Source organism: Mycobacterium sp. 852013-50091_SCH5140682 (assembly GCF_001665685.1).
GTDB lineage: Bacteria > Actinomycetota > Actinomycetes > Mycobacteriales > Mycobacteriaceae > Mycobacterium.
The window spans coordinates 1-17922 of record NZ_LZTB01000111.1; the positions used below are offsets into that span (position 1 = coordinate 1).

Below are 17922 nucleotides of genomic sequence, written 5' to 3' on the forward strand. Positions count from 1 at the left end.
ACAACTCCACACGAGTCGCTGAACCGAGGCAACAATGCGACGATGCGAAGCGTGGACGACGCAAACACCCCCCAGCCCTGCACAAACGTAGTTGTCGACAGGTCCTGCGACGTGGGAGCGGCGTGCCCGATACCAGTGCTCAGTCCGAGGGCGGCGATGCCCAGCCCTCCGGCGATAGCGGCTTTGGCAAATATTCGCTTGAGTTCCATGGGTGGCGCCACCTCGTTCATAGCCAGTCCGACCCCGGCCAGGTCTTCCGCGATTGTTCGCACCTGGTCGCGGTATTGGAGCCTACTCTTCTCCGGTCTGGATGGACATCCCTCTCTTGGGGGCAAACGCGAGCGAAAAAGTCGTGGAATTGTTGTTGCAGCAAACATTTGGCGACACCGACTCCGGCTTGAGAACAACTCCACACGAGTCGCGGAACCGAGGCAACAATGCGACGATGCGAAGCGTGGACGACGCAAACACCGCCCAGGCCCGCGTACTGCTGGCCGCGCTGTGGGAGCAGGTGAACGACACCTCATCGAAGCTCGAAGCAGCTGAACGCCGACTCGCTCGCGCGCACGCCGGCGTCAGCTCGCACCACCGCCGCGCGGCCGCAGACCTACGTCACGAGCTCTACCACACGCACCGACTGATCGACGGATTACACCGCCGGTTCCCTTCGACCAGACGCGTCTAGGGCACGTTCAGCCATGCGGTCAGCACGTGGCCGTTCGGATCGACCGCGTACAGGTCGAGATAGGTGTCGTCGTGCGTGACCGCGGCGACGTGGCTCCTCTGGCTGAACTGGACACCGCCGACCTCGTCCCAGCCTTCCAAGTCGTCTGCGCCGGCCCGCCACCAGGCCGTGTAGAGACCACCGTCGGTGCCGACACCGAACAGATCCAGATTGGTGCCGCGCGCGACCGCGCTGATCGGGGTCAGTTGCGCGAAAAGGCCAGACCCGATCGGTTGCCAGTCGTGCCAACCCGCACCTTCACGCCACGGGGCTGAGTAGACGACCGAGTTCACGTCGTCCATCCCGACGCAGAAGAGGTCGATGTTCTTGCCGCGCACCGCTGCTCCTATCGGAGACAGCTGGGCAAAGACCCCGGAGCCGATCGATTGCCAGTCGCGCCAACCACCGCTGTCGGCCCACCACGCGGAGTACACGGCGCCGTCCGTTCCCACCGCGAACAGGTGAATCTCGTCCTCCCGCAGCACCGCGGCGATCGGTGTCGACGGAGCGAACACCCCCTGGCCGATCGTCGACCAGCCGCCCCAATTCGGTCCGCCTCTCCACCAAGCCGAGTACACCCGCCCGTCGGTCGCGACCGCATACAGATCGATATCGCCGCCGCGCACCACCGCACTGATCGGGGTCCCCAGGGCGAACTGGCGATGACCGAGAGGCGCCCAGCCGCCCCAATCGGGTCCGCCTCGCCACCATGCCGTGTACACCCGCGAATCGTCGTGGACCGCATACAGATCGCGGTCCGAACCTCGCGCCACCGCAGTGATCGGCGTCCGCTGAGGGAAGGTCGTGGGACTGACACTGACCCAGTTCGACCAGTCCGGGCCGCCGCGCCACCCGCTGGTGCAGACGGGTCCGTCCAGGCCGACCGCATACAGGTCGATGTCCGAGTCGTCGACCGCGGCGCCCACCGGGGTCAGGTCCGTGAAAACCCCCGAGCGAATTCGGGACCAGCCCACCCACGGGTTGACGTAATCGCATCGCACCGTCGTCGGCCCGGGCAGCGAGGCCTTTGCGATGATGCGGCTCTGATCGTCGAACATGTTGAGTGTCTCGCCCGTTCCGGCGCCGATCGACAGCCCGTTGTGGGTTCCGGAGTCGGCGACATCGAACACCACGGTCCCGAAGTCGGCCAGTTGGGTGAGGCTGGGGTTGATCGATGGTCCCGATTCGGGCCGCTCCACGATCCACTCCGCCGAGTCGGCCCGCCAGGTGCCCGCGCCGGGTCTGCCGATCGACAGCGCCGTGACCGTGGAGTGGGTGCGGTTGACGTACAGCACTGACGCCGCAGTCGACGCCGCCCCGTTGGGCGTGACGATGATCGTGATCGCATCTCCTTCGTTGATGACGAAGTTGGAGATCGTGATCGAATGCGCGGGAACCCATTCCACCCACGCGTACAGATCGCCGGGGCCGGTGTTGATGCTGTCGTCCGATCCGGTCGAACTCGCTGAGGCCACCCCCGCCTGACACAGGTCGGAGTCGGGGTGGAACCCACCGATACCCACCCAGCTCGCGAAGTAGTAGCTCTGATCGTCGGTCGGTACACCGACGTGGGGAATGGTCCACTCGCCGAACACCCAGTCGAAGGAATCGCCCTTTGCCGGGGATACGACCGCCCCGCACCATGAAGCGTTGTCGGCGAACGTCAGTGTCGTCCGTCGGCCGGGGATGCCCTCTGGGTGCAGTTCAACCTCGGCGGTCAGGATCTTCATGCCGTGCAGGCCGGCGAGCAGCTCGTCGTAGCGCTCACGCTGCCGCGGGTCTGCCGGACGTTTCGGAAAGCCGTACCGCATCAGCTCCTGATCGGACGCGGCGCCGGGGACCCAATTCTGCGGGGGAACGCCAAATGTGGTGATCTTCGGTACTTCTCGCGCGGCCATACCCGCCACCCTCCGGTCAGGTGTCAGTACGAAACAAGTATCAGTCGCGGTGAGGGTGATTGCCACGTAGCCGCGGGCATTCGTGTGCCATTCTTGGCCCGTGTCTGCGGACGACCTGCCCTCGGGGGTGGTGACGTTCCTGTTCACCGACATCGAGGGATCGACTCGTCGGCGGGAAACCGATGCGGTGTGCTCGGCGAGGCGACCTACGAGTCGTTGGCGCACACGGGCGCGGATGCTCTATTGGGAGGTTTCCGGCGGCTTGGCGTGCCGCAGCTCCTCAGGCAGTCGCTCGAAGTACTCCGGTGTGTATTCGCCGAGCATGAACCTGGGCAGGAACTGCGCATGGATTAGCCCTCGAGCGGAACAGATAGTCGGCAGGCTGCCACCTCAAACGTGTTCGACCACGGCGAGCCCTTCATCCAGCACATTATCGGGGTTCCCACGCGCGGCGGTCCTTTTGTACGCTGGAAGGCTTTGCAACTCAACGGCAATGGGAGGTGGTCGACATGCCTAGGTAGATACCTAGGAGAGGAGGGCCACGATGGCCCACACAGATCGAGACGACGACCGTATCTTTTGGCGCCGACATCACCGCGACGAGTGCCCGAACGGGTGGCGCCGTCATCGGGAATCACGCACTGAACGGCAGTGCGACGTGTGCAAGACCGAGCCGCCCCGCAAGTACTGGTGCTCCACCACCGGCAAGTCCGAATGGAACCGCGACGAGCGCCAAACGGAACGCTCCCACGCGAAACGCGCACTGCGTGAATGCCGCGAGTACGACGACCTGAGCATCCGATATCGCCGTCCCTACTGGGACTGACCAACCCGAAATTGAGATGACCATGAACTCCCGCCACTCCCAGGAGATGCCATCTGGCCGTCAGCCAGGTGCACCACCTACCGGAGTGCGCCATGAGCAGAACCGACAAGACCAAACCCTTCTGGGTCAAGCTGATGCACGGCGATCTGGAAGTCGAGGAACTTCACGACCATCGTGATGGTTCGTGCGACCTCAACGTGATCCGGCGGGCCCAGGGTCTCGTCGCGAGGTCGTTGGATGTGCCCTGTGGGTGTGGCTGGGGCTGGTTGGCTGTTCAGTCCTCAACGCCTGTCACGCAGACACGTCGCAAACCCGACGCACTCATCGTGACGTTGAGACGCGCAGGTACCCGAGTTCGCGGGTACCTGCGCTGGGGACAATCTCGCGCTTTATGGTTCGCGCAGGTCTCGCCGATAGGTTTCCTGCGACCACCACACTCCCGCCACTGTGATCGCTGCGACGGCGACGATGTAGACCGCGATCGGCACCGACGAGTCGAATGTGGCGAGCAGCGCTGTGGCGATGAGGGGCGCGATCGCGCCGCCGACAACGGTGGTGACCTGGGCGCTGATCGACATGCCGGTGTAGCGGCTGCTGGTTTCGAACTGTTCGGCGAAGTACGCCGCCTGGGGTCCGTAGAGCGCGGAATGGAAGATCAGGCCGACGATGATGGCGGCACAAACAGCGGCTGAGTCGCGGGTGTCCAAGAGCGCGAAGAAGATCCAGATCCAGCCTGCAGTTCCGAGTGCGCCTGCGATGATGACCGGCCGGCGTCCGACGCGGTCAGAGAGGGCTCCGAAAAACGGTGTCGTGAACAACTGGACGACGTTCGCGGCCACGAGGGCGTTGAGCACCACGGTCTTGTCGACTCCGCTGTTCTCTACTGCGTAGACGATGACGAACGACGTCAGAATGTAGTAAGCCACGTTCTCCGTGAGTCGTGCACTCGCACACTGGGTCAACTCGCGGCGCCGGGTCCGCAGGACCACCTTGACCGGTGCTTCGTTGACGGCATGTTCGCGTGCCTCGGCGAAGATCGGTGCGTCCTGCACGGTGCTGCGGATCCAGTAGCCCAGAACGAGCAGCACCGCCGACAGCAAAAACGGTATGCGCCAACCCCATTCCAGAAACGCGGCGTCGTCGAGAGTGGCCGCGAGTACCGCAAGTACCGCCGTTGCGATGAGGTTGCCCAGCGGGATGCCTGCCTCCGGGAGGCTGGTCCACACTCCGCGCTTGTGAGCGGCCACCCGTTCGGCCACCAACAGCATCGCGCCGCCCCATTCACCGCCCAACGCGAAGCCTTGGATCAATCTCAACCCGCTGAGCATGAAGGGAGCCCAGATGCCGACGGTCGCGTAGGTCGGCAACAGGCCGATTGCGAACGTGGCAGTGCCCATCATGACCAGGCTGATGATCAGCAGCGGCTTACGACCGATTCGGTCACCGAAATGCCCGAACACGAGTCCGCCCAGTGGGCGCGCGAAGAATCCGAGGGCATAGCTGAGAAATGCCAGCAGTGTTCCGATAAGGGGATCCACCGTTGGGAAGAACAGCTTGTTGAAGACCAGGGCGGCCGCCGAGCCGTACAACAGGAAGTCGTACGCCTCCAGCGCCATGCCGGTGCTGCTCGCGGCTACCACCCGGACAAGGCCGGTGGGCCGTTCCTGGCTGGTGGCCTGCGCTGGTGAAGTTGGATGTGCCACGTGTGCCTCGTTAGGTATGTGACTGCGGTCACTTAAATATGTCGAAAATCAACGTATATATCGAGTCGAGGTGGTGTCAAGGGATGCTGCGAGTTTTTCGTCCCGGATCCGATGCCGAGGCCCGTGTCGCCTATATCTGCAGGTAAATGGCTCCCAGGGAGCGTGGTCGACCAGCTTGGGCGCTCGCGCGCAAGTAGGGTTGACATCTCTAGACGACAGATATACGTTCAATTTCGACATAATCATGGGTGACCGTGATCACAAGTAGTCGCAGAAGGAGCGGTCCGAGTGGGGTTCACACGAGAGCAAGTCGTTGATCGGTTGCGGGAGCAGATGGCTGCGCAACGTCCGATCGTGGGTGCTGGCGCCGGCACAGGCTTGTCGGCCAAATTCATCGAGCGCGGCGGTGCGGACGTCATCATCGTGTACAACTCGGGACGCTTCCGGATGGCCGGGCACAGCTCGATGTGCGGGCTGCTTCCGTTGGGTGACGCCAACGCGATCGTGCTGGAGATGGGCGAGCGGGAAGTGCTGCCGGTCGTGAACGACACGCCCGTTGTCGCGGGAGTCAACGGCACCGATCCGACCCGGGACATGGGTCGCCTGCTGAACTCGGTTGCGGCGGCTGGATTCTCCGGTGTCAACAACTTTCCTACGGTTGGCCTCTTCGACGGCCGCATTCGGAAGGAATTGGAGGCCTCCGGGTTGGGCTTCCAGAGGGAGGTCGAGATGATCGGGACCGCACACCAACTCGGCCTTTTCACGATCGTCTACGTGTTCACCCCGGAGGAGGCTGCCGCGATGACCGAGGCGGGAGCGGACGTCGTGATCGCCCACATGGGTCTGACTGTCGGGGGCAGCGTGGGGATGTCCACTGCCGGGGCGTTCTCACTGGACGACTCCTGCCAGCGGGTTGACGCCATTGCGGCGTCTGCGCACGGCGTGCGCGACGACGCGATCGTGCTGTGTCATGGGGGACCCATCGCCGAGCCGGCGGATGCCGAATACGTCATGAAGCGCACCAAGGCAGTCGGTTTCGTGGGCGCGTCGAGCATGGAGCGCCTTCCCGTCGAACAAGCCCTGATCGACGTGACCGCCGCCTTCAAGGCGACGGCAGTCGCTTGAGCAGCCCCGACCACAAGGAGGACCTGATATGAGCAGTTCACTGCACGAAAGTCTCGATTGGAAGATCATCGGAGACAACCTTTCCGAATCGGTCACCCTGGTTGTGGGTGGCGCCAGGGGCACCGGGCGAACTATCGCCGAGAACCTGCTCAAGATGGGTGTCAGGGTGGCCGTCTCGGACCTCAGCATTGAGCGCATTGAGGCGGTGGCGACCGAATTCGAGTGCTATGGGCCGCGATTCACCGCAGTCGTCGGAGATGCGACGGATTCCACAGATGCACGTAGGGTTGCGGCTCACGCGGCCGACACCTTCTCCGCATTGCACAACGTGGTGTACTCAGCAGGCGCGTATCGGGCACAACGGCCGACACTCGAGGTCAGTTCCGACGAGTGGGACCTGATCGTCGATTCGAACCTCAAGGGTGCCTTCATCACCTACCAGGCCAGCCTTCCCCACATCATCGCGGCAGGCGGGGGAGCATTGGTCAGTATCTCGTCGCTGGCGGGCCGGACCTCGAGCCCGTTTCTCGGGTGCCACTACTCGGCCGCCAAGGCAGGCATTCTCGGGCTTACACGTCATCTCGCAAAGGAGTTCGGTGGGCAGAACGTCCGCGCGAACTCGATATGTCCTGGCGGAATCGTCGGCACGCGGATGACCGATCTGCTCACCGAACTGCACCGCGAGCAGGACTTGGCTGATCTCGCTGCCCAGACACCGTTGGGCCGCAACGTGTATGAGCAGGACGTCGCTGCGGTCACGTTGTTTCTGTTGTCAGATCTGTCCCGGTTCGTCACGGGAGCCACCATTGATGTCAACGGTGGAATTCTGACCGTCTGATGGCTGCCGCACCCTCAATACCACACACGGTCGCCGTGCTGTGTGCCCTTGACACCAAGGGCGAGGACGCTGATTTCATCCTGCGTTGCCTTCGCCGGCATGGACTCCAGACCGTTCTCATCGACATCGGTGTGCTGGGCACACCTCACCTTGAGGCCGATATCTCGCGAGAGACCGTCGCGGTCTCGGCGGGTACCACCATCGCCGAACTCGGTGCCCGACACGACCGGGCCACGGCAGTTGCCAGCATGGCAGATGGCGCACGTTCGGTAGTCGCCGATCTGGCTCAAACCGGGTTGCTCGGTGGAGTTTTCGCGATCGGCGGCGGCGCGGGAACGACAATCGGAGCTATCGCGATGCGTGACCTGCCCCTAGGGTTACCGAAGGCAATTCTGTCAACGGTCGCGGCCGGGAACACAGCTTCCTACGTCGGCACGTCGGACATCGTGATGTACCCGTCGATCGTGGATTTCGCGGGCGTCAACCGAATCAGCGCGATCACTTATCGGCGCGCTGCCGACGCGTTCGTTGGCATGGTTTTGGGCGCCGCGGAACCAGCGGTCGACGACGACACTGTGCCCGACCGCCCGTTGATCGCGGCATCAATGTTCGGCGTCACCACGGAGTGTGTGACGCAGGCGAAGGCCGTCCTGGAGGACGCCGGATGCGAGGTGCTGGTTTTCCACGCGACCGGCGCGGGTGGCCGGACCATGGAGCGACTGATTGCAGACGGCCATGTTGACGGAGTGCTGGATCTGACCACCACAGAGTGGGCCGACGAAGTAGTCGGCGGCATTCTGACGGCAGGGCCGCAGCGGCTGGGTGCCGCGGCCCGTTCGGGTGTACCTCAGGTGGTATCGCTCGGCGCCACCGACATGGTGAACTTCGGTCCGCTGGAGACGATTCCGGATCGGTTCACGGGCAGAAACTTCTATCAGCACAACGCCGAGAACACACTTATGCGCGTCAACGTCGAGGAAGCTCGCCGGATCGGGCGGGCGATCGGTGCTCAGCTCCGTAATTGTGCCGGGCCGTGCACGGTGCTCATCCCGTCCGCTGGGACCTCGGCACTCGACGCCGCCGGCCAGCCGTTCGACGATCCGGTGGCGCGACGCGTGCTCCAGGACGCCGTGACAGCGGAGCTGACCAATACTTCTGTGCGGGTAATCGAAACCGCCCAGCACATCAACGACCGAACGTTTGCCAAGATGGCCGCGCGCAGACTGCTGGACCTGCTCCCGGCTATGTCCTCGGTACCGGCGAAGGATTGAGAGTTCATGTCTGACAACAACGTAATGCGTGTTGCACTCGTCGGCCCCGGCCGGATCGCGACGGCGCATCTAGAAGCCATCGCTGCGGCCAAGGGTGAGGCGCAGCTCGTTGCGGTCGCCGGTCTGGCCTTGGAGCGAGAGCGCACCGAAGAACTGGCGTTGCGATACGGCGCGCAACGGGCGGTGCACGATCTTGACGAGATTCTGCCGGCCGACGATATCGACGGCATCGTGCTGACTGTTCCCAACCATCTTCACAGGGATCTTGCGGTGGCCATCCTCGATAGCGGCAAACATGTTCTCGTTGAAAAGCCGCTAGCCAACACGGTGTCTGAAGTCGATGAGATAGCCGCTGCGGCAGCCGCTTCGGGTAAGACCGTGATGGTCGGACAATGTCGACGTTTCTTCGCCGGTGCCCAAGAAGCCAAGCAGCGCATGGCCGGTCTGGGCGGACCGGTGAGTGTGGTGCACAACCTCGGTGTCTACGTCGAGGATGCCGCTGTCGGCTGGTGGAAATCGGCAGCGCAGGCCGGCGGTCTCGCGGTGGGCCTCAACGGACCCCATGTCATCGATTCCATGGTCTGGCTCGTCGGCTCCCAGCCGGTACGCGTGTATGCGCAAACCCGCCGATTGCGTGACCGCTGGGAGGGTGAGGACGAGGCCGTCCTGCTGGTCGAATTCGCAGACGGCAGCCTCGGTACTGGATACCTGTCACTGAACACCCGGATTCCCGTCAACGACCGGTTCATCAACGGTCCGAACGGCAGCATGCGGTTGACGGACGACCGAAACCTCTGGGTGGGCGAAGATCTCGTCGTCAGTGAACAGGTCGTGCCGTACATCAACGGCGACAGCGCATTCGAACAGCAGTTCATCGAGTTCGTGACAGCCGTCCGGGAGCAGCGCACACCGCAGTCAGGATTGGCCGAGGCGCGCACAGTCGTGGCGGTCATGCAGGCCGTTCACGCCTCTCAGTCCAGTGGAGTACCCGTCGAGTTGGACCTCGGCACTTCAGCGTCAACAAGTGACATCTGAAAACGAAGGGAATACATATGGCTGGTCGGCTTGAGGGCAAGGTAGCCCTGATCTCGGGCGCAGCGCGCGGGCAGGGCCGTTCGCACGCCGTGCGATTCGCCGAAGAAGGAGCTGACATCGTCGGCTTCGACATCTGCGGGCAGGTCGCAACCGCACCCTACCCGTTGGCGACAACCGACGATCTCAAGGAGACCCGGCGACTCGTGGAGGGGCTGGGTCGGCGGATGATCGCGGCCGAAGCCGATGTCCGCGACGGAGCGGCGATCGCGGCTCTCGTCCAGAACGCTGTCGAAGAGTTCGGACGGCTGGACATCATCTGCGCGAACGCGGCGTTCACCTGCTACGTGCCAAACACGTGGTCGATAACCGAGGCGCAGTGGAACGACATGCTGGGCGTGAACCTGACCGGTGTCTGGAAGACGGTGTCAGCGGCGATCCCTGCGATGATCGCCGCGGGTAACGGTGGGTGTATCGCGATCACCAGTTCGTCGGCCGGCACCAAAGGCATGGTGAACCTCGGGCACTATGTCACCGCCAAGCACGGTGTCGTCGGGCTGATGCGCACGCTGGCGAATGAGCTTGCCGAGCACTCGATTCGGGTGAATACGATCCACCCGACGGGCGTCCGCACGAAACTGCTCGACAATGACCATATTCGCGGTTTTCTGGCCGCACACCCCGAATGGGATTCGAACATCTCAAACGCGCTGCCGGTTGATCTTCTTGAACCAGAAGACATCAGCAATGCCATCGTCTGGCTGGCGTCCGACGAAGGGCGCTACGTCACCGGCGTGGCATTGCCTGTCGACGCGGGCTTCGCCGGAAAGTAGTGCGGCATCTGCCGGCACGAGTTCGTCGCGCATACGGTGCTCGATGCGCTCATGCGGATTCAGCTTGATGAGGCGACACCGGCCGACACCGAACACGCTGAACCTGCCGTCTCCTAGGCGGGTTCAGCGGTCAGCCGGTCTGTGCGGTCGCCACGAGACTGTCGACAGCATCTGCCGACAACGTGTGCTCGATGACGGTGAGGGCGGCGCCGCGCAGGCCGGCGTCGTCACCGAGTCGGGCACGGGCGATCGTGACTGCACGCGCTGAGGTGGGCAGCGCGAACTTGTAGATGGATTCCTGCATGCCAACGAGAAATTGGTCGCCGGCGTCGACGAGGTAGCCCCAGACTGTGATGACGTCCGGGTTTAGCAGGTTGACCACCGTTGCCATGACCTCGCCGACGCGTCGGCCGGCTTCGCGCACGGCCACTCCAGCGGGGACCACTCCGGCGTTGGCCAGCTCAGCGACATCTCGTGCTGTGTGCGCCTCATAGCCTTGCGCCGCAATCTCTTCGGCTACTGCAGGCCCGCCTGCCACGGTATTGAGACAACCGCGGCTCCCGCACAGGCAGGCACGATCAACTCCCGCGAGCTTGGTATGGCCGATCTCGCCCACCATCAATGACGAGCCTCGCACCACGCTGTCGCCGATCACCAAGCCGCAGGCGACCACCGTGCCAACCTTGAGTGACACCAGCACGTCGGCATCGCGCCAGCCGGTACGGTGTTCGCCGAGTGCCATCAGATTCACATCGCGATCGACGAACGTCGGCGCATTCAGACGTTGCGACACGCGTTCGGCCAGAGGGAAATTCGTCCACCTCTTGGAGGGCAGATCCGAGCTGACAGGCGGTGCTGTCGAGATTTCGACATCGCCGGGCACTCCGATGCCCACACCGTAGACATCGGATGGGGGGAGATCTAGGTCGGTCAGTGCCGCAAGGAACTCGGTGCATGCGAGCTCGACGAAGGCCTCGGGTCCGCGGGATATGTCGAACTGCACCTGCGTGCGCCACAGCACCTCTGCCTCGAGGTCTGTGATGGCCAGCAGAGTTCCGCTCATGCCGACCAACGCTGCAAGCGTCACACCGGCTTTCGCGTTGAACGCGAGTATGTTGGCGGGCCGCCCCCGGCCGAATGTAGCCTCACCGGCGGTGGACAGCAGCCCGATTCGCTGAAGCAGGTCGATGCGCTCATTGATGGTGGACCGGGCCACGCCGAGGGATTTGGCCAATTGCGTCACTGTCCCGGCCTCACCCGAGCGCACCAGTTCGAGGATCTCGCCGGCGCGTGCTGTGCGACCGAGCACCCGCTTCGGACGGCTTTCATCCTGCGCAAGATTGCGGTCCCCGACCGCGTCGTGCGAAGAGGTCATGGCGCGATGGTATACGGCGGGAAGGGTCTCTGTTGCTTACCGTAGCTGCAACAAGAGCCTCGATATACGTCGATAATCAACATATAGTTGCGGATGCGCGCGGTATTGGGCGTGCATATCAGGCGGTCACCGCCGAGTAAGCCACCACTAAAGGAGTGCAATGGATATCCAAATTCCGCACGGACGCGAACTGTTCATCGGGAGCCGATGGGTGCAACCGCACGGAACCGAACTGGCCGATGTGGTTTCGCCGTTCACCGGCAAGACCGTTGCCCAGCTGCCGCGTCCATCCGTCGAGGATGCGCGAGATGCCGTCGAGGGTGCGGTTGCGGCGTTCGGGCCCTGGCGTGACCTGACCCTGGAACAGCGGCACGAGGTGGTCGGCAGGTTCTGTGCAGGCCTCGACAAGAGGATCGATGACATCGTCGCGGCTTGGGCATTGGAAGCCGGTATGCCGCACAGCAACGGTCTGGCTCTCACCACGGATGCGTCAGTGTTCTGGCACCGGGCCCTCGACGAGGCACTCGCCGCCCCATGGGTCGAGGTTCGCGAGACCCCGATGGGCAAGGTCGAGGTACGTCACGAGCCGGTCGGTCCGGTGGTGGGTGTCGTCGCATTCAACGGTCCTCACATGCAGTTCGCCCTGGCGATGATTCCCGCATTGCTGGCCGGCAACACGGTGGTCATCAAGCTGGCTCCCGAGAGCCGCATGCTGGGCTATCTGTTCGGCGCCGCGGCGGCTGAGGCCGAATTCCCCCCGGGTGTGTTGAGCATCGTGGCGGGCGATGCTGATGTCAGCCAGTATCTGGTGGAGCACGACGACGTTGCGGCAGTGCACTTCACCGGTGGCACGGAGGTGGGTAGGGCGGTCATGCACGCCTGTGCTGACCGGGTGGCCAACGTGGTGCTCGAGCTTGGCGGGAAATCGGCTGCGATCGTGGCCGCCGACGCCGATCTGGACGTGGCGGTCCCTGCGCTGGTCGACGCGATGGCTCTCTACAGCGGCCAGATCTGTTTGACCATGACTCGGCTCGTCGTAGCGCGAGAAATCTATGACCAAGTTGTCGCCGGCCTCGTCGCTGGTCTCAAGGCGCTGAAGGTCGGCGATCCGGCCGATCCGGAGACCAACTGGGGCCCGTTGGCCGCGCCGCGATTCCTTGAGCGTGCGGAGGGCTACATCCGTCGGGCGGTTGCCGAAGGCGCAACGATCGCTTATGGGGGCCGGCGACCCGCGGGTTTCGATGGATACTTCCTCGAACCGACCTTGCTGACCGGCGTAACTCGCGGCATGGAGGTCGCTCAGCAGGAGATCTTCGGACCTGTGTACTGCGTGATCCCGTTCGACACGATCGACGAGGCAATCGATATCGCCAATGACTCTCGCTACGGGCTGTCCGGGTCGGTGTTCACTTCCAGCCCCGAGACCGGGCTGGAAGTGGCGCGCCGCGTGCAGTCTGGCGTGTTCGTCGTCAATGCGACATTCCCCTGCCTGGCAGCGCCGTTCGGCGGGGTCAAGCAGTCCGGATTCGGCCGCGAAGGGGGGCCGGAGGGCTTGCTGTCGTTGACGCAGATGAAGTGCATCACCTTGTAAACGCTGTTTTGGCTGTCAGGCCGCAGCGACTTCGTGTCGCTGCGGCCTGACGCATATCTGCAACCGCCGGGTCGGTGTGACGTGGTTCGCATTTGACGGTTGACGTGGGCGTCCGTCATATTTAGATTGAAGATCATCGTTATTACGTCGAATTACGACGTAAATCTATCGAATCTGAATCTCCACCTAGCGAGGTGACCTATGCCGTTCCATGCCCTGCCCGCTGGTCGTCGCCGACGCCGCCTGTCTCGAGTTCGTGAATCGTGCGCGCTAGCGCTCGCGGCGCTGACCGTTGGCGTGGCGTGCAGTTCACCGCCGACCGCTGCAGTCGGGTCGCAGTGCGACCCGGCGCCATATGACGACGCGATCGCCGCGGTGACCGCACACGGAGTGATCGGGATGGGACCGCACGGTGAGTCGCCAGAATCTGCCGATTCGATACAGCTGTCTGACCACGAGATCGCAAGCGTACGTGGGCGTAACGCCACGGCAGCGATTGTCCTGCACTTCTCTGGTGACAGTTGGAGTACAGCACAAGTCGGCGGTTTGAAATCTGAGTTCGACCGTCTCGGCATCTCGGTCGTCGCGCAGAGCGATGCGCAGGCCGACCCGGCCAAACAGTTCTCCGATATCGAAACCGCAGTCGCCGCAAGGCCGGACGTCATCGTCTCGATCCCTTCGCTGGACCCGGCGGCCTTGGCGCCGGCATACCAAAAGGCCGTTTCTTCGGGGATCAAGCTCGTGTTCATGGAAAATCCGGCGACGAACTTCCGGCCTGGCAGCGACTACGTGTCGGTTGTCGCCACAGACAACTACGGTGCCGGCGTCGTGAACGCACACCAGATGGCAAAGGCGTTGTGCGGTCGAGGCAGCGTGGGCGTACTTTTCCATGCTGCGCGGGTGCCGACCAACGAGTTACGGGAGCGCGGATTCGTCGAGACGATCGAGCGTGACTATCCGGACATCGACATCGTCGGAAGAAAGGGTCTGCTGGGCCCGAACTGGAATGTCGAGGCGGGGTTGGCAGTCAACGCCTGGCTCACCAAGCATCCGGATCTCGGCGGAGTGTGGTGCTGGTTCGATGCACCGTGCGAGGGCGCGATCGACGCCGCGCGGTCTTCGGGCCGGGATCGACTTGCGGTGACCAGTATCGACCTCGGGAACAACGTTGCCATCGACATGGCGCGCGGAGCCTTTGTTTCCGGCATCGCCGCCGCTCAGCCGTACCTCCAGGGCATCGTCGAAGCGCGGTTGGCCGGGTATGCCCTGATCGGCAAGGTCGCACCGCCGTTCGTCGAGGTTCCGGCACTGCCGGTGGATCGGCACAACCTGACCGATGCGTGGAGAACGGTGTACCGCACAGAGCCACCGGTGGATGTGCAGAAAGCGCTGGGTGCGTACTGATGGACGAGACGACGACCGGTATGGCCAGCGCTGTCCACATGCGGGGAATCCGCAAATCGTTTGGAACCAACGAGGTTCTGCGCGGTGTGGATTTCGACCTCGAACGCGGCGAGGTGCATGCGCTCCTCGGAGGAAACGGGGCAGGAAAGTCGACGCTGATGAAAATCCTGCAGGGAGTTCATCGTCCGGACGCGGGGGACATCAGCGTCGACGGCGCACCTGTTGAAATCAACTCACCCGGGGATGCGACCAGGGCCGGAATCGGCATGGTTTTCCAGGAGTTCAGTCTCATCCCCAGCCTGTCTGTCGCCGACAACATCTTCCTCGGGCGTGAACCACGTCGGTTCGGGCTCGTCGACGACGACGAGATGAACCGGCGCGCTCGCACCCTCCTTGACCAGATGGGCGCCGATCTCGACCCGCGCAGAAGGGTTGCTGACCTGCCGGTGGGGTATTGGCAGGTCACCGAAATCGCCAAGGCGTTGAGTTCGGATGCCAGCGTGTTGGTGATGGACGAACCCACCGCAAGCCTGCCCTATTCGGAGGTTGACGCGCTGTTCGAACTCATCGACCGACTTAAGCAGCAGGGCATCTCGATCATCTACATCAGTCATCGGATGGCCGAGATCGCCAGAGTCGCCGATCGTCTTACGGTGCTTCGCGACGGCCGGCGGGTGCTCACCGATCGGGTTGCTGCGGTCTCGCCAGACCGTATCGCCGAAACGATTGTCGGCCGCGAGATCCTGTACGGATTTCATCGCACCGCGCATCCTGACAGCACGGCTGCCACCGTGCTGTCGGTCGACAGTGTGAGCACCGACAAGCTCGCCGATATCAGCTTTACCGTCGCCGAGGGTGAGGTGGTCGGCCTGGCCGGTTTGATCGGTAGCGGCAGAACAGAACTCGCACGTTGCCTGTTCGGTATCGATCCGCACAGGTCCGGAACGGTGCGAGTACGCGATCGCGAGGTCGCCGCCCACCATCCGCAAGATGCGATCGATGCCGGAATCATGCTCGTGCCGGAGGACCGAAAATGTGAGGGTCTGGTTGCCGAGCACACCGTGCGGACCAACATGTTGCTGCCGAGTTTGTCTCACCTTGTTCGACGGCCCTTCCTTGATGACGGCCGGGGCCGGCAATTGTGCAATGGACTCGCGAAGCGGCTGAACATCCGCGCAAGTGCACTCAACGAGCCCGTATCCCGGCTCTCGGGCGGTAACCAGCAAAAGGTGGTCTTGGCGAAGTGGCTGGCGCTCGCCGAGGTCGGAATCACGCCGGAAGTGTTGATTCTCGATGAGCCCACCGCCGGTGTGGATATTGCGTCCAAGGTGGACATCATGCAGTTGGTGCTGGACATCGCTGACAGCGGAACCGCGATCGTGTTGATTTCGTCAGAGCTCGAAGAACTTCTCGCCGTGGCCGACCGTGTCCTCGTCATGCGTCACGGCCGTATCGAGACCGCCCTCAACAGGATCGATATCGCAAACGAGGAGTCCCTGCAATTGGCAATCCAAGGAGCGTGAACCCATGTCAACACCACTGACACAGCAAGAAAGCAAGCAGAATTCGTCGTTGGCTGGATCCGTGGGTGAGCGAGCCGAGAAGCGCACCGGCCGTCGGTCTTGGCTGAGTAACCTGGACTGGCGCGACTTCGCCATCTACATCGGCTTCGCCGTCGTGTTCGCCCTTTTCGCGCTACTGCTCCGTAGCGATGGGTTTCTACAGCCCGACAACCTGCTGAATATCGTCAGGCAAACGGCGATTATCGCGATAATGGCTGTCGCAGGCACATTCGTGATCGCCGCAGCGCAGATCGATCTGTCCATCGGTGCTACCGCAGGGCTCTCGAGTGTGGTGACCGCGATGACGATTTCGTCGTCGGACAGCTGGCTCCTGGGTGTGCTCAGTGGCCTGGCCGCGGGCGCCCTGGTAGGAGCCATCAACGGAAGCCTGGTTGCTGTGTTGCGGTTACCCTCGTTTCTGGTAACTCTCGCCATGATGGGCGTCGCTGTCGGTGTCGCCCAATGGATGTCAGGGTTTCAGCCGAAACCGATTCTCGACAAGACGTTCACCGACGTGTTCGGATCCGGTGATCTCGGGCCGATACCCTCACTGTTGATTTGGGCTGGGGCGTCGGTCGTTGTCGGCGTCGTTGTGATGAACAAGACCAAATTCGGCCGTCAGGTACTTGCCACGGGTGGCAACGAAATTGCTGCCCGATTCAGCGGAGTGCGCACCAGACGAATCATTTTCACCGTGCTGCTCGTTTCCGGTGTGGTCGCCGGCATCGCGGGCATGCTCTACGCCGGCCGACTGCAATCCGGCCGGTATCAATGGGGAACGGGTGACGAACTGTCGGTCATCGCCGCGGTCGTGCTCGGTGGCACCAGCCTTTTCGGTGGGTATGGGCGAGTACTCGGGTCGGTGTTCGGAGCGATCTTCATCGGGCTGCTCAACAATGGCCTGGTCCTCGCGGGCCTGGACATCAGTCAACAGGCGATCATTCAGGGTGTCATCATCATTCTCGCAGTGATGCTGGCGAAGACGCGGTGATCCACCAGCCGCTCACCAGGACGTATCGTCCCCGAATCTGAAGGCACTGCGGGTTTTTCGCGAAAATCCCGCAGTGGCTTGACGTTCGGCGCAGTTTGCACCGTCAGCAGCATCCAAATGGCCGCGATCGAGCGCAGAGCGGCTGTGCCGTAACAGCACACCGCGAGAGCTCGGTCGAACCGTCCGAGCTGTAGAGCGTGTTCGACGGTGAACCACGCCCGGTGCGCCCAGTGGAACAGACCGACAGTCTATGACGACGCAGCAAGGAGCCGCCGCAACGACCACCACCCTTGGTGCGCAACAAGATCGATCAACTTGAACCTTCAGAACAACACACTCGGCGAACAGAACTCACTAGAAGATAAAGGACATCACATGAAAGACATCGCAAGGACCGCGAGTCGGGTGCTGGTTGCGATCGTGACCGCGATGGCCGGGATCCTCGCCGGCCTCTTCGTCAGCGCGGGCACCTCACACGCGGGTCTGGACAACGAGCTGAGCCTGGTTGACGGTCAGGATCGGACCTTGACCGTTGCGCAGTGGGACACCTTCCTCAACGGTGTGTTCCCGCTGGACCGCAACCGGCTGACCCGTGAGTGGTTCCACTCCGGCCGGGCCAAGTACCACGTCGAAGGCCCCGGCGCCGCCGACTTCGCCGGCACCCTGGAGCTGGGCTACCAGATCGGCTTCCCCTGGTCACTCGGTGTGGGCATCAACTTCAGCTACACCACGCCGAACATCCTGCTCGA

At 63.1% G+C, this 17922-nt stretch carries 16 protein-coding genes; 12 read left to right on the forward strand and 4 right to left on the reverse strand.

Annotation, left to right across the window (positions count from 1 at the left end; all coding sequences use genetic code 11):
- The coding region (locus A5784_RS39375; RefSeq protein WP_232006274.1) for a hypothetical protein at positions 1 to 272 on the reverse strand (272 nt) is incomplete at its 3' end.
- Positions 273 to 454: 182 nt separating this feature from the next.
- Here A5784_RS39375 and A5784_RS28440 point away from each other — a divergent pair.
- Complete coding sequence (locus A5784_RS28440) at positions 455 to 685, forward strand: hypothetical protein (protein WP_156750833.1); 231 nt, start codon at positions 455 to 457, stop codon at positions 683 to 685.
- On the opposite strand, the gene A5784_RS28445 is transcribed toward A5784_RS28440, so the two are convergent.
- Complete coding sequence (locus A5784_RS28445) at positions 682 to 2622, reverse strand: G1 family glutamic endopeptidase (RefSeq protein WP_064948215.1); 1941 nt, start codon at positions 2620 to 2622, stop codon at positions 682 to 684. The genes A5784_RS28440 and A5784_RS28445 overlap by 4 nt on opposite strands.
- A 544-nt stretch (positions 2623 to 3166) precedes the next feature.
- On the opposite strand from A5784_RS28445, the gene A5784_RS38545 reads away from it, so the two are divergent.
- Positions 3167 to 3448 carry a hypothetical protein gene (locus A5784_RS38545; RefSeq protein ID WP_064948216.1) on the forward strand — a complete coding sequence of 94 codons (282 nt, stop codon included), beginning with the start codon at positions 3167 to 3169 and terminating at the stop codon, positions 3446 to 3448.
- 389 nt (positions 3449 to 3837) lie between these two features.
- On the opposite strand, the gene A5784_RS28455 is transcribed toward A5784_RS38545, so the two are convergent.
- A complete protein-coding gene (locus tag A5784_RS28455) occupies positions 3838 to 5151 on the reverse strand; it encodes an MFS transporter (RefSeq protein WP_232006275.1) in 1314 nt (437 codons plus the stop codon).
- A gap of 288 nt (positions 5152 to 5439) precedes the next feature.
- On the opposite strand from A5784_RS28455, the gene A5784_RS28460 reads away from it, so the two are divergent.
- The 5 genes from A5784_RS28460 to A5784_RS28480 are packed head-to-tail and all read left to right on the forward strand — an operon-like array spanning position 5440 to position 10250.
- On the forward strand, positions 5440 to 6276 hold the full coding sequence (locus tag A5784_RS28460) for a phosphoenolpyruvate hydrolase family protein (RefSeq protein WP_082945131.1): 837 nt from the start codon (positions 5440 to 5442) through the stop codon (positions 6274 to 6276).
- A 28-nt stretch (positions 6277 to 6304) separates the two neighbouring features.
- A complete protein-coding gene (locus tag A5784_RS28465) occupies positions 6305 to 7114 on the forward strand; it encodes an SDR family NAD(P)-dependent oxidoreductase (RefSeq protein ID WP_064948219.1) in 810 nt (269 codons plus the stop codon).
- Entirely contained in the window at positions 7114 to 8385 is a 1272-nt protein-coding gene (locus A5784_RS28470) for a Tm-1-like ATP-binding domain-containing protein (RefSeq protein WP_064948220.1), read from the forward strand. Before A5784_RS28465 ends, A5784_RS28470 begins: the two co-directional genes overlap by 1 nt.
- Positions 8386 to 8391: 6 nt before the next feature.
- Entirely contained in the window at positions 8392 to 9420 is a 1029-nt protein-coding gene (locus tag A5784_RS28475) for a Gfo/Idh/MocA family protein (RefSeq protein WP_064948221.1), read from the forward strand.
- Positions 9421 to 9437: 17 nt separating this feature from the next.
- Positions 9438 to 10250, forward strand: a complete 813-nt coding sequence (locus A5784_RS28480) for a mycofactocin-coupled SDR family oxidoreductase (protein WP_064948222.1) — start codon at positions 9438 to 9440, stop codon at positions 10248 to 10250.
- A 130-nt stretch (positions 10251 to 10380) separates the two neighbouring features.
- On the opposite strand, the gene A5784_RS28485 is transcribed toward A5784_RS28480, so the two are convergent.
- Positions 10381 to 11625: an ROK family transcriptional regulator gene (locus tag A5784_RS28485; protein WP_064948223.1), complete on the reverse strand. Its 1245-nt coding sequence runs from the start codon at positions 11623 to 11625 to the stop codon at positions 10381 to 10383.
- Between the two features lie 160 nt (positions 11626 to 11785).
- On the opposite strand from A5784_RS28485, the gene A5784_RS28490 reads away from it, so the two are divergent.
- The 5 genes from A5784_RS28490 to A5784_RS28510 all read left to right on the forward strand — a co-directional run.
- Positions 11786 to 13216 carry an aldehyde dehydrogenase family protein gene (locus A5784_RS28490; RefSeq protein WP_064948224.1) on the forward strand — a complete coding sequence of 477 codons (1431 nt, stop codon included), beginning with the start codon at positions 11786 to 11788 and terminating at the stop codon, positions 13214 to 13216.
- A 399-nt stretch (positions 13217 to 13615) separates the two neighbouring features.
- Positions 13616 to 14620 carry a substrate-binding domain-containing protein gene (locus tag A5784_RS28495; RefSeq protein WP_286159443.1) on the forward strand — a complete coding sequence of 335 codons (1005 nt, stop codon included), beginning with the start codon at positions 13616 to 13618 and terminating at the stop codon, positions 14618 to 14620.
- Between the two features lie 38 nt (positions 14621 to 14658).
- Positions 14659 to 16143 (forward strand): sugar ABC transporter ATP-binding protein, encoded by a 1485-nt coding sequence (locus tag A5784_RS28500; RefSeq protein WP_232006277.1) that lies wholly within the window; start codon positions 14659 to 14661, stop codon positions 16141 to 16143.
- Positions 16144 to 16192: 49 nt separating this feature from the next.
- Positions 16193 to 17173 (forward strand): ABC transporter permease, encoded by a 981-nt coding sequence (locus tag A5784_RS28505; RefSeq protein WP_064948228.1) that lies wholly within the window; start codon positions 16193 to 16195, stop codon positions 17171 to 17173.
- A gap of 375 nt (positions 17174 to 17548) precedes the next feature.
- The coding region (locus A5784_RS28510; RefSeq protein WP_197514905.1) for an MspA family porin at positions 17549 to 17922 on the forward strand (374 nt) is incomplete at its 3' end.

Excerpts from the sequence above, each read along its gene's own strand:
- A5784_RS28495 (WP_286159443.1), top strand. The coding sequence starts at position 13,616 with ATGGGACCGCACGGTGAGTCGCCAGAATCTGCCGATTCGATACAGCTG.
- A5784_RS28490 (WP_064948224.1), top strand. The coding sequence starts at position 11,786 with ATGGATATCCAAATTCCGCACGGACGCGAACTGTTCATCGGGAGCCGA.
- A5784_RS28470 (WP_064948220.1), top strand. The coding sequence starts at position 7,114 with ATGGCTGCCGCACCCTCAATACCACACACGGTCGCCGTGCTGTGTGCC.
- A5784_RS28500 (WP_232006277.1), top strand. The coding sequence starts at position 14,659 with ATGCGGGGAATCCGCAAATCGTTTGGAACCAACGAGGTTCTGCGCGGT.
- A5784_RS28445 (WP_064948215.1), bottom strand. The coding sequence starts at position 2,622 with ATGGCCGCGCGAGAAGTACCGAAGATCACCACATTTGGCGTTCCCCCG.
- A5784_RS28465 (WP_064948219.1), top strand. The coding sequence starts at position 6,305 with ATGAGCAGTTCACTGCACGAAAGTCTCGATTGGAAGATCATCGGAGAC.
- A5784_RS28480 (WP_064948222.1), top strand. The coding sequence starts at position 9,438 with ATGGCTGGTCGGCTTGAGGGCAAGGTAGCCCTGATCTCGGGCGCAGCG.
- A5784_RS28475 (WP_064948221.1), top strand. The coding sequence starts at position 8,392 with ATGTCTGACAACAACGTAATGCGTGTTGCACTCGTCGGCCCCGGCCGG.
- A5784_RS38545 (WP_064948216.1), top strand. The coding sequence starts at position 3,167 with ATGGCCCACACAGATCGAGACGACGACCGTATCTTTTGGCGCCGACAT.
- A5784_RS28485 (WP_064948223.1), bottom strand. The coding sequence starts at position 11,625 with ATGACCTCTTCGCACGACGCGGTCGGGGACCGCAATCTTGCGCAGGAT.